At 62.2% G+C, this 11,854-nt stretch carries 7 protein-coding genes; 3 read left to right on the top strand and 4 right to left on the bottom strand.

Annotated elements, in window-relative coordinates; all coding sequences use genetic code 11:
- Nucleotides 1-5 precede the first annotated feature (5 nt).
- Both HU750_RS22195 and ppsA read right to left on the bottom strand, forming a co-directional pair.
- Complete coding sequence (locus tag HU750_RS22195) at nt 6-998, bottom strand: alpha/beta fold hydrolase (RefSeq protein WP_420876196.1); 993 nt, start codon at nt 996-998, stop codon at nt 6-8.
- Between the two features lie 102 nt (nt 999-1,100).
- Entirely contained in the window at nt 1,101-3,476 is a 2,376-nt protein-coding gene (ppsA, locus tag HU750_RS22200; RefSeq protein WP_186682383.1) for a phosphoenolpyruvate synthase, read from the bottom strand.
- A gap of 177 nt (nt 3,477-3,653) precedes the next feature.
- Here ppsA and ppsR point away from each other — a divergent pair, with 177 nt between their 5' ends.
- On the top strand, nt 3,654-4,472 hold the full coding sequence (gene ppsR, locus HU750_RS22205; RefSeq protein ID WP_027596678.1) for a posphoenolpyruvate synthetase regulatory kinase/phosphorylase PpsR: 819 nt from the start codon (nt 3,654-3,656) through the stop codon (nt 4,470-4,472).
- Nucleotides 4,473-4,676: 204 nt separating this feature from the next.
- Here ppsR and HU750_RS22210 read toward each other — a convergent pair whose 3' ends face one another.
- Nucleotides 4,677-9,542, bottom strand: coding sequence for an NAD-glutamate dehydrogenase (locus HU750_RS22210; protein WP_085273662.1), 4,866 nt, complete (start codon nt 9,540-9,542; stop codon nt 4,677-4,679).
- Between the two features lie 274 nt (nt 9,543-9,816).
- Between HU750_RS22210 and HU750_RS22215 the strand changes: the two genes are divergently transcribed.
- Both HU750_RS22215 and HU750_RS22220 read left to right on the top strand, forming a co-directional pair.
- Complete coding sequence (locus HU750_RS22215; protein WP_186682385.1) at nt 9,817-10,170, top strand: hypothetical protein; 354 nt, start codon at nt 9,817-9,819, stop codon at nt 10,168-10,170.
- Nucleotides 10,171-10,267: 97 nt separating this feature from the next.
- The gene (locus HU750_RS22220; protein WP_346010856.1) at nt 10,268-11,116 is read left to right on the top strand and encodes an extracellular solute-binding protein; all 849 of its coding nucleotides are present in this window, start codon (nt 10,268-10,270) and stop codon (nt 11,114-11,116) included.
- A gap of 19 nt (nt 11,117-11,135) precedes the next feature.
- Here the strand turns inward: HU750_RS22220 and HU750_RS22225 are convergent, their stop codons facing one another.
- On the bottom strand, nt 11,136-11,501 hold the full coding sequence (locus HU750_RS22225; RefSeq protein ID WP_186682387.1) for an avidin-fold protein: 366 nt from the start codon (nt 11,499-11,501) through the stop codon (nt 11,136-11,138).
- Between the last annotated feature and the right edge of the window lie 353 nt (nt 11,502-11,854).

Genomic DNA, 11,854 nt, shown 5'->3' on the forward strand with positions numbered 1-11,854 from the left:
CAGAATCAACTGGCCAACACAGGCTCCGCCATCACAATCGAAGCATGCACGGGCACCAAGGGGTCCCTCAACCAGCGCTCCACCAACGGCCAGACCTGAGCCTGGGCCGCCTTGCTGACCAGCATGTCGACATGCCCGAACGCCTCGAAACCTTCCTCGCGCCCCAGCCGCAGAAACTGCTTGCGCGACCCGCCCAACTGCTCGAACAGCTTGCGGCAAGCCCATACAGGGTCCTGGAAGTCGCCCGCGCCGGCCACGGCCAGCACCGGCACATCGACCCGTGCAAGCCCGGCCCACCAGTCATTGTCCTTGTCGCCAAAGCGCCCGAACAGGCCATGCCAGCGCATGCTTTCAAGGGCCAGGCCGATCGGCTCGTCCTCGGGGCCACGCTTTAAGCGCTGCCCCGGAATCTGCCGCCAGCGCTTGAGCAAAAACTTCGCCCCCCACACCACCGGCGGCACTTTCAAGGGCCAGTACACGCGGCTGACCTGGGTGCCGAAGAACGCCGCGCTGGCAACTTGCTCAGGCGGCAAATACCCGCCACCCAGTGCGGCGGCCAGGGTGGTACCGCCCAGGGAATGGCCAACCCAGTGCGGCGCCTGGCCGGCCTGCTCCTGAACGAATGCAGCAACCAAGGGCAAGTCATCGCGGGCATAGTCGGCGACACGGTTGTGCTGCCACTGGCGATTGCGCGGCGACAGGCCATGGCCACGCATTTCTGGGATCCACACATCAAAACCTGCGCGGGCGAGAAACGCGCCCAGGCCGATGCCTTTGGGCGAATACCAGAAACGGCGGTTGGAGAAACTGCCGTGCAAGAGAATGACCGGTACGCCCTGGGCGCCTGGCTGGTCGGCCAACCCAAGGCGGGTCACGGCCAGCTCGACGCTCGGGTCGGGGCTGTTGCCTGCCTTGATCCGGTACACGTCCTCGCTCAAGTCGCCTCGGCGCTCTGCGCTGAGCAAGGCCACGGGAAATAAAGTGCTACTGCTATGCATAAGGTTGCTTGGTGCACAAAAAAGGGCGGGAACCATTACTGGAACTCGCCCTGGATAAAACCAGGCGGGAGCGCGCCAGACGCGCCCCCGCAATTCACTGCATCAGGCTGCGCCCTGGCCCTCAGCCAGGAAGAACCAGGTCTCGAGCACCGAGTCCGGGTTCAGCGACACGCTTTCGATGCCCTGTTCCATCAGCCATTTGGCCAGGTCTGGGTGGTCCGATGGGCCCTGGCCGCAGATGCCGATGTACTTGCCGGCCTTGTTGCACGCCTGGATGGCGTTGGCCAGCAGCTTCTTGACGGCCGGGTTACGCTCGTCGAACAGGTGCGCAATGATCCCCGAGTCACGGTCCAGGCCCAAGGTCAGCTGGGTCAGGTCGTTGGAACCGATCGAGAAGCCGTCGAAGAATTCCAGGAACTCTTCGGCCAGAATCGCGTTGGACGGCAGCTCGCACATCATGATCACGCGCAGGCCATTGTCGCCACGGGCCAGGCCGTTTTCGGCCAACAGGTCGATGACCTGGCTGGCTTCGCCCAAGGTGCGCACGAACGGCACCATGATTTCGACGTTGGTCAGGCCCATTTCGTTGCGCACGCGCTTAAGCGCGCGGCATTCGAGCTCGAAGCAGTCACGGAACGATTCGCTGATGTAACGCGAAGCGCCACGGAAGCCCAGCATCGGGTTTTCTTCTTCCGGCTCGTACAGCTTGCCGCCGATCAGGTTGGCGTATTCGTTGGACTTGAAGTCCGACAGGCGCACGATGACCTTTTTCGGGTAGAAGGCTGCCGCCAGGGTGCTAATGCCTTCGACCAGCTTCTCGACATAGAAGCCGACCGGGTCGTCGTAACCGGCGATGCGCTTGTCGACGCTGTCCTTGAGCTCTGCCGGCAGGCCGGCATAGTTCAGCAGCGCCTTGGGGTGCACGCCGATCATGCGGTTGATGATGAACTCCAGGCGCGCCAGGCCGACACCGGCGTTGGGCAGCTGAGCGAAGTCGAAGGCACGGTCTGGGTTGCCGACGTTCATCATGATCTTGAACGGCAGGTCCGGCATGGCGTCGACCGAGTTCTGCTTGATGTCGAAGCCCAGCTCGCCTTCGAAGATAAAGCCGGTATCGCCTTCGGCGCAGGAGACAGTCACGCCCTGGCCGTCCTTGAGCAGTTGGGTGGCGTTGCCGCAACCGACAACGGCCGGAATACCCAGCTCACGGGCAATGATCGCCGCGTGGCAGGTACGCCCGCCACGGTTGGTGACGATAGCGCTGGCGCGCTTCATGACCGGTTCCCAGTCCGGGTCGGTCATGTCGGAGACCAGCACGTCGCCCGGCTGGACCTTGTCCATTTCCGACACGTCGTTGATCACGCGGACCTTGCCGGCGCCGATGCGCTGGCCGATGGCGCGGCCTTCGACCAGTACGGTGCCTTTCTCTTTGAGCAGGTAGCGTTCCATGACATTGGCGCTGGAACGGCTTTTTACGGTTTCAGGGCGGGCCTGAACGATGTACAGCTTGCCGTCGTCACCGTCTTTGGCCCACTCGATGTCCATCGGGCGCTGATAGTGCTGCTCGATGATCATGGCCTGCTTGGCCAGTTCGTTGACTTCGGCGTCGCTCAGGCAGAAGCGGGCGCGTTCGGCGCGGTCGACTTCGACGGTCTTGACCGAACGACCGGCCTTGGCCTCGTCGCCGTAGATCATCTTGATCGCCTTGCTGCCCAGGTTGCGGCGCAGAATGGCCGGGCGGCCGGCCTGCAAGGTTTGCTTGTGCACGTAGAATTCATCAGGGTTGACCGCACCCTGCACGACGGTTTCACCCAGGCCATAGGCGCCGGTGATGAACACCACGTCGCGGAAGCCCGACTCGGTGTCGAGGGTGAACATCACGCCGGCGGTGCCGGTCTCGGAGCGGACCATGCGCTGCACGCCAGCGGACAGGGCCACCAGCTTGTGGTCAAAGCCCTGGTGCACGCGGTAGGCAATGGCGCGGTCGTTGAACAGCGAGGCGAACACTTCCTTGGCCGCGCGGATCACGTTGTCGACGCCGCGGATGTTGAGGAAGGTTTCTTGCTGACCGGCAAACGAGGCGTCCGGCAGGTCTTCGGCGGTGGCCGAAGAGCGCACGGCAACGGCCATGTTGTCGTTGCCAGCGGCCATTTCGGCGAAGGCCGTACGGATTTCCGCATCCAGACGCGCCGGGAATTCAGCTTCCATGACCCACTGGCGAATCTGCGCGCCGGTTTTGGTCAGGGCGTTGATGTCATCCACGTCCAGCGCATCGAGTGCGGCATGGATCCGGTCGTTGAGACCACTCTGTTCGAGAAAATCGCGGTACGCCTGCGCCGTAGTGGCAAAGCCGCCCGGCACCGATACACCAGCACCCGCAAGGTTGCTGATCATCTCGCCCAGGGATGCGTTCTTGCCCCCCACATGCTCCACATCATGGACGCCGAGCTTATCGAGGGAAACTACGTACTCTACCAAGGTGATCTCTCCACTAACTGTGTTGGAAAAGCTCAAAGGCGCCCGCCTGTCTGCTTTGACTTGGCCGGGCGTTTGTGGCCTGTACCTGGAAAATAAGTGAGAATGCCGACAGCCGCATTCGGCAAACCGAACTTATCATATCCAAGAAACGTCATCAGCTTAAGGCCCAGGGTGCAAATGAAAAGAACCGCGTTCTTCATCTCCGACGGCACCGGCATCACCGCCGAGACCCTGGGGCAAAGCTTGCTCGCTCAATTCGAAAGCATTCCGTTCAACAAATTCACCCGCCCCTACATCGATACGCCAGACAAAGCGCGCACCATGGTGCAGCAAATCAACGCTGCCGCCGAGCGCGACGGTGTGCGCCCGATCATCTTCGACACCATCGTCAATCAGGACATCCGCGAGATCCTGGCGACCTCGAATGGCTTCATGATCGACATCTTTTCGTCGTTTTTATCCCCGCTCGAGCAGGAATTGACCGCCCATTCGTCGTATTCCGTCGGCAAATCCCACTCGATTGGCGGCAACTCCAACTACATGGAGCGTATCGAGGCGGTCAACTTCGCCCTGGACAACGATGATGGCGCGCGCACGCACTACTACGACAAGGCCGACCTGATTCTGGTCGGCGTCTCGCGCTGCGGCAAGACGCCAACCTGCCTGTACATGGCCATGCAATTCGGTATTCGTGCGGCCAACTACCCGCTGACCGAAGATGACATGGAGCGCCTGCAACTGCCGGCGGTGCTGAAAAAGCACCACAGCAAGCTGTTTGGCCTGACCATCGACCCGGACCGCCTGACGGCCATCCGCCACGAGCGCAAGCCCAACAGCCGCTATTCCAGCTTTGCCCAGTGCGAATTCGAGGTGCGCGAGGTAGAGAGCCTGTTCCGGCGCGAGAACATTCCCAATATCAATTCCACGCATTTTTCGGTGGAAGAGATTTCGGCGAAGATTCTGGTGGAGAAAGGCGTGGAGCGCAGGTTCAAGTAAGCCTGTAGGAGCGGCCTTGTGTCGCGAAGGGGTGCGAAGCGCCCCCACGATTTGCGCATCAGGCTGATATTGCCGGGGCCGCTATGCGGCCTTTTCGCGACACAAGGCCGCTCCTACAGGGACCGCGATCACCTGCTAGGTGGGACAATTACAAGTAGAAAGCCCCGGCATCACTGCCGGGGCTTTTTCATTTCAGACCACCGATCAGGACGGCACCACCACCGCCTGCCCGCTCATGGCCAGGTCGACCAGCTCGCGGTTGGCCACCGCGTACATCGCATAGTCAGTCCCGGTGGCATTGCGCAGGTCGTCCAGCATCGCGCGCCAGCGCTCGACCATCACCCGGTGTTGCTCGGCCCACAGCGCCACGCGGGCATCCATGTCCTGCGGTGCATCGACCATCTGCAGCACAGAAATGGTGATCGCCCGCTGCTGCAGGTCGATATCGTCGCGGAACGCCTCGCGGGCCAGGGCCTGCCAGTTGTTTTCCACCGGCAGGTTGCTGATCTCCTGCAGGTACCAGGTCAGGTCCAGCGAGCTGCCCACGGCGAAGAACGCCTTGGCCACCTGCGCCGGGTCATGGCCGGTCACATCCGCCGCCTCGATGATCGGCAACAAGGTGTACAGGTGGCTGGTACCGGCCACCATGCGCGCCAGCAGCTCTGGCACACCGGCGTCGACAAAGCCCTGGTAGCGCACCATCCAGCGCTCGCGGGTCGGGCCTTCCAGCAGTTCGTCGAGCTTGAGCCCCAGTTGCGCGATTTTCGGCCCGAAATGCGCGGTATCACGCCCGGCATCCTGCTCGTTGCGGCGGCTGCGCAGGAACCAGCGCGTGGCACGGCGGCCCAGGCGCATCAACTCGTCCATCAGGGTCAGCTGGATTTCGGCCGGCACCTGATAGTCCAGCGCTTCGATCTGACGGAACCAGTGCGGCAGGTGGAAGATGTCGCGCACGATCACATAGGCGCCCGCCACGTTGGCCGGGCTCATGCCGGTCGATTCCTTCAGGCGCTGGACGAAGGTGATGCCCATGTTGTTGACCAGGTCGTTGGCGATCTGGGTGCTGACGATCTCGCGTTTCAGGCGATGACGGCGCATGGACTCGGCAAACTTGCTGACCAGTGACGGCGGGAACGCGGTCTCCATGTCGCGGGTCAGGTAATCGTCGTCCGGCACCAGCGACTTCAGCAGTTGCTCCTTGAGGTCGATCTTGCTGTACGAGATCAGCACCGACAGCTCGGCACGGGTCAGGCCCTGGCCAGCCGCCAGGCGCTCGGCCAGTTGCTCTTCGGACGGCAGGAACTCGATGGCTCGGTCGAGCTTGCCACGCCCTTCCAGGTCCGCCATCAAGCGCTTGTATTCGGCAATCCGCTCGCGAGCGCGGCGCGCCGCCAGGGACAACGCCTGGGTCTGCTTGTAGTTGTTGCCCAGCACCAGCGCGCCGACTTCTTCGGTCATGCTGCCGAGCAACTGGTTGCGCTGCTTCTCGGTCATGTCGCCACCCTGCACCACTTCATTGAGCAGGATCTTGATATTGACCTCGTGGTCCGAGCAGTCCACGCCGCCGGCGTTGTCGATGAAGTCGGTGTTGGTCGCGCCGCCATTGAGGCCGAACTCGACCCGGCCAAGCTGGGTCATGCCCAGGTTGCCGCCCTCGCCCACCACCTTGCAGCGCAGCTCGTTGCCGTTGACGCGCAGGGCGTCGTTGGCCTTGTCGCCGACATCGGCGTGGCTCTCGCTGCTGGCCTTGACATAAGTGCCGATGCCGCCGTTCCACAGCAGGTCGACTGGCGCCTTGAGCAGGGCATTGAGCAGCTCGGTCGGGGTCAGGCGGTCGGCTTCGATGGCAAAGCGTTCTTTCATCTGCGGGCTGATGGCAATGCTCTTGGCACTGCGCGGGAAGATCCCCCCGCCTTCGGACATGATGCTGGTGTCGTAGTCGCTCCAGGCCGAACGTGGCAGGTCGAACAGGCGCTTGCGCTCGGCGAAGCTGTTGGCCGGCTCCGGGTTCGGGTCGATGAAGATGTGCAGGTGGTTGAACGCCGCCACCAGCTTGAGTTTGTCGGACATCAGCAAGCCATTGCCGAACACGTCGCCGGCCATGTCGCCGACGCCGATCACGGTAATCGGGTCTTCCTGCACGTTGATGCCGCGCTCGCGGAAGTGGCGCTGTACACCCACCCAGGCGCCACGGGCGGTGATGCCCATCTTCTTGTGGTCATAACCGGCCGAGCCGCCCGAGGCAAAGGCGTCGCCCAGCCAGAAGCCGTAATCGATGGCGATGCCGTTGGCGATGTCCGAGAACGTCGCGGTGCCTTTGTCGGCGGCCACTACCAGGTACGGATCGTCTTCATCGTGCCGCACCACGTTGGCCGGCGGCACCACGCCCCCGTCCTTGAGGTTGTCGGTGATGTCGAGCAGGCCAGAAATGAAGATGCGGTAGCAGGCAATGCCTTCGGCAGCGATCTCGTCACGGCTGCCGCCCAGGGGCAGGCGGCGCGGCAGGAAGCCGCCTTTGGCGCCGACTGGCACGATGACCGAGTTCTTCACCTGCTGGGCCTTGACCAGGCCGAGCACCTCGGTGCGGAAGTCTTCCTCGCGGTCCGACCAGCGCAGGCCGCCACGGGCGACGTTGCCGAAGCGCAGGTGCACGCCTTCGACCCGTGGCGAATAAACGAAGATCTCGAACTTGGGTACCGGCTTTGGCAGCTCGGGGATCAGCTTGGGGTTGAACTTGAAGCTGAAGTACGACTTGTTGTGGCCGTTGGCATCGGGTTGGTAGAAGTTGGTGCGCAGGGTGGCCTTGATCAGGTCCAGGTAGCGACGCAGGATGCGGTCTTCGTTGAGCACCTGAACATCGTCCAGCGCCGTCAAGATCGCCTGTTCCAGACGCTGCTGCTTGTCGTCCAGGTCGTCTTGGGTCAGTTTGCGCGCCAGGTAGAAGCGGGTCTTGAACAACCGGGTCAGTTCGCGGGCGATACCGGTGTGGTTGTTCAAGGTGCTGGCGATGTAGCCCAGGTCGAAGCCCAGGCGGATCTGCTTGAGGTAACGGGCATACGCACGCAGCAGCGCCACATCGCGCCACGGCAAGCCGGCGGTCAGCACCAGGCGGTTGAAGGCGTCGTTCTCGGCATCGCCGCGGACGATGTGGATGAAGGCGTCCTGCAGGGTGTCGTTGAGCTGCTGGATATCCAGGCTCAGGCCTTCGCTGTAGGTGAAGGCGAAGTCATGGATCCAGTACTCACGGCCATTGGCGTGGCGCAGGCGATACGGGAACTCGCCAAGCACGCGCAAACCGAGGTTTTCCAGAATCGGCAAGACATCGGACAGCGCCAGCGGGGTGTCGGCGTGGTACAGCTTGCAATGCAGGGTACGCTCGCCGACCTGGGTCAGCGGCTGGTAGAAGCTCATGGCCAGCGGCTTGCTTTCAGACAACCCCAGCACATGCTGCAGGTCGACCACGGCCGAGTGCGCCGCGAAGCGCTCGCGGTAGCCCGCCGGGAAGCCTTTGGGGAAGTCGGCCAAGATGTTGGTGCCTTGGGCTTCGCCGAAGTTCTCTACCACCAGGGTCGAGTAATCGTCCTGCCACGAGCGGCAAGCCTGGATCACTTCGTTTTCCAGCTGCTGCGGGTCGATGTCGATGCGGTTCTTCGGGTCGACCCGCAAAATCAGCTGCACGCGCGCCAGCACCGATTCGGAGAAGAAGGTCCAGAACTCGCAGTCGCTGGCTTTGAGGCGCTCCATCAGCACCTGCTGGATCTTCTGCCGCACTTCGGTGGAATAGACCTCGCGCGGCACATAGGCCAGGCAGTAGCAGAAGCGGCCATAAGGGTCTTTGCGCAAGAACACGCGAATCTTGTTGCGTTCCTGGATCTGCACGATGGCCATGACCGTGCTGAACAGCTCGTCGATCGGGGTCTGGAACAGGTCGTCGCGCGGCAGCACTTCGAGCACCTGGGCCAGTTCCTTGCCCAAGTGAGCCTTGGGGTCGAAGCCAGAACGGCGCTCGACTTCGGCCACCTTGACCCGAATGTACGGGATGGCGTGCACGCTCTCGCCATACACCGAGGAGGTGTACAAGCCCATGAAGCGGTGTTCCTTGACCACCTTGCCATCCGCGTCCAGCTGGCGGATCGACACGTAGTCCGGGTAGGCCGGGCGGTGCACGCGGCTGGGCAGCGCGGCCTTGGCGAAGGACAGCAGCAGCGGCTCGTTGAGGTAGGCCACGGCGTAGTCTTCGATACGCAGTTCTTCAGGCGTCAGCCCCACGCGCAGGCGCCGTGGCAGGCCGAGGAACGACTGTTCGTCGTAGACCATCTGGCCGCCATCGCTGCCGCCTTGGACGGTGAATTCTTCGTAGCCGAGGAAGGTGAAATGGTTGTCCAGCAGCCACTCGAGAAACGCCTTCACCTCGCCTTTGTCATGCTGCGCCGGGCCGAACGCGGTCTGTTCCACCAGCGCCACGACTTCGCGCAGCTTGGCCTTCATCGGTTCGAAATCGGCGACCGCCACCCGCACTTCGGCCAGCACTTGTTCGATTTCACGGGCCAGCACCGTCAGTTCGGCGGCGTTGGCGCAGCGGTCGATCTCCAGGTACATCAGCGACTCATGGCGCACGCCTTCGCCGTGGGTACCCTTGGGCAGCAGCTCCAGCAGTTCGCCTTTGGCACCGCGGCGTACGCTCAGTACCGTGGTTTGCAGGGTGTGGATGCTGTAGCCCCGGCGGTTGAGCTCGGTGCGCACCGAGTCGACCAGGAAGGGTAAATCGTGGTGCAGCACCTCGACCACGGTGTGGGTCGATTGCCAGCCGTTGCGTTCGTAATCAGGGTTGTACACCCGCACTTGAGGTTGTTCGGCGTCGAAGCGCTCGATGATGCGCCAGGCAGAAAGGGTACAGCCAGCCAGGTCGGAAAGCCTGCGCTGGGTGAGTTCGTCCATAGAGATGATGCCGAAGAACTGTTCGGCGAACAGCGCCACTTGTGGCAGTGCCTGTTCGCTGATGTGCTGCGCCAGAGCCGCTTGCAGTTGATGCTGGAAGTCGGCCTTGCTGGCTGCGGTGAAAAACGCCATCTGTGGTACTCCGCTTGGGCTTTGTAATAATTGAAGCGTCGCTCGCGTGCGCCGTGTACGGATCAACAATAGCCAACCCGTGGCATGGCGGACGGTTATAACCAGGCGTTGGACGTGCACAGCACGCCCAGGGCTCGCCGAAGCTTAACGACTGAGTAGTCACCAACGCTTGCAGCGCTGCGACAATTTCGGTCAAGGGGGGGTAACTTTACGTTTATGGATACGTGCAAGACTGTCAGAATTCCCTTCCGTTTCCTTTGACCCGAGCCTGTCCATGCAAATCAAGACCGCCCTGCTCTTCGCCACCCCTTGCGATGACGAGGAAGACAACATGGCGACCCTCTGCTGCCACAGCGACAAGGGTCAGATGTTCCTGCTTACCCGTTACCCGGATGAAGACACGGTCGACTTGACCCTGGATGACGAGCCGTCGACGCTGGACGGGCTGAAAGTGACCCTGAGCGCCCAGCGCCTGCTGATCGAAGTGGCGTCCGGGGACCGCGATGCGCTGAGGGGGGATGAAGCGCTGGAGATCATCCTGACCAGCGAACTGAGCGACCTGGACGAGGTGAAGGAGACGCTGCAGAACATTCTTGAGGGGACGGGGACGTTTGTCTGCGAGGTTTGAGGGCGCAGCCCGATGGGAGCAACTGTTTAGCTCGGGTTTGTAAAGACGGCGTGCCCCCTGTGGGAGCGGGCTTGTCCCGCGAACACGGACGAAGCCCGTGCCACCCACCGCGGCGACCGCTTCGCGGGGCGAGGAACTCGATCGCAGCAAGCTGCCCAACTGGCACAACCTCGACCCCAAGCTGATGCAGTTGCTGGAAACCAGCGACCCCGGCAACCGCCATGCCATCCCCTACATGTGGGTGACCACGGGTATCGGCTACAACGTCGACAAGATCAAGGCCATCTTCGGCACTGCCGATGTCACTCAGTCCTGGCAAATGCTGTTCAACCCGGACAACATCCGCAAGCTGAGCGCCTGTGGCGTGGCGTTTCTCGACAACCCGACGCAGGTGTTGCCGATCACCCTCAAGGTGCTGGGGCTCGACCCACACAGCCAGCGCCCTGAAGACCTGAAAAAAGCCGAGGCGGCGCTGATGGCTATCCGCCCTTCCATCAGCTACTTCCACCCATCCAAGTACGTCAGCGACCTGGCCAACGGCAACATCTGCGTTGCGATCGGTTTCAGCGGCGATGTGCTGCAAGCGATGAACAGCGCGCAACAGGCGAACAACGGCGTGCACCTGGGCTACAGCATTCCCCGTGAAGGCTCGACGGTGGCGGTGGACATGGTGGTGATTCCCAAAGCTGCGCCGCACCTGGACGCGGCCTATGCCTACCTGAACTACCTGCTCGACCCCCAGGTCATGGCGCATATCAGCAACGCGGTGAAGTACCCGAATGGCAATGCGGCGTCATTGCCCTATGTAGACGCGGCGCTGCGTGACAACCCGGCGGTGTACCCACCCCAGGCCGTGCTGGATACGCTATTCCCCATCCAGACCCTGTCACCGGCAGGCATGTGCTTGAGCACCCGGCTGTGGACCCGGGTGATCAGCGGCAAGTGAGCGCTGCGGGGGGCTGCTGCTACTCGACGAGCTCGACGTAGCGGGATTCGCCACCCCCCGTCGCCCCCGACAACCAGCCCCAAACGAAGTGCAGCGTGGTGCGACCGGCTTGATCGAGCCCCACCGTACCGCGCGACCAGCCGGCCAGCATTTCACCTTCGGTGGTCAAACACTGAAAAAGAAGCTCGATCGTGTCGGGGCCTGTAACACGGCCTACCTGATTGCCAATCCGGATCCTGCCGCCCTGATAGTGGCTGGTTATGGCGTTTCCATCGACAACGTAATGAAAGACCGTGCCAGCACCGGAGAGCCCTTGTGCATTGTTCGCTACCGCGAATCGGCGATTGTGCAGGCGCTCGGCGACGGGTGAAAAAGCAGTGTCCATCAGTGTCGTGTCCTTCCAGTGAGAGTCCATTTTGGCCTACGCGCACCTTAAACCAGAACGCGCCTTATCGGGCATCTGCGCGACTGTTCCTCTGGGCTGGGCTGTCACACAGAGAACAAACATCGCAAGCGAGCCCACAATCCTGTGGGAGCAACTGTCTTGTTCAAATTTCTGAGGGCATTCCATCCTCTGGGAAATCAGCCAGCCCTTTGGACCGCGTTGTCGAGCAGAGAACAAAGTTAGTAAGCGAGTTGCTGACCCTGTGGGAGCGGGTTTACCCGCGAACACGGGCGAAGCCCGTGCCATCCAAGGTGGTGCCTCCTTCGCGGGCAAACCCATTCCTACAGAAATCA

Origin of the sequence: Pseudomonas sp. SWRI50 (assembly GCF_014269095.1) — a bacterium.
GTDB classification, from domain to species: Bacteria; Pseudomonadota; Gammaproteobacteria; order Pseudomonadales; family Pseudomonadaceae; genus Aquipseudomonas; species Aquipseudomonas kermanshahensis.

Bases quoted from the DNA above. Each gene is read 5' to 3' on its own strand.
- HU750_RS22195 (WP_420876196.1), bottom strand. From the start codon at position 998: ATGCATAGCAGTAGCACTTTATTTCCCGTGGCCTTGCTCAGCGCAGAG.
- ppsR (WP_027596678.1), top strand. From the start codon at position 3,654: ATGAAAAGAACCGCGTTCTTCATCTCCGACGGCACCGGCATCACCGCC.
- HU750_RS22210 (WP_085273662.1), bottom strand. From the start codon at position 9,542: ATGGCGTTTTTCACCGCAGCCAGCAAGGCCGACTTCCAGCATCAACTG.
- HU750_RS22215 (WP_186682385.1), top strand. From the start codon at position 9,817: ATGCAAATCAAGACCGCCCTGCTCTTCGCCACCCCTTGCGATGACGAG.
- HU750_RS22225 (WP_186682387.1), bottom strand. From the start codon at position 11,501: ATGGACACTGCTTTTTCACCCGTCGCCGAGCGCCTGCACAATCGCCGA.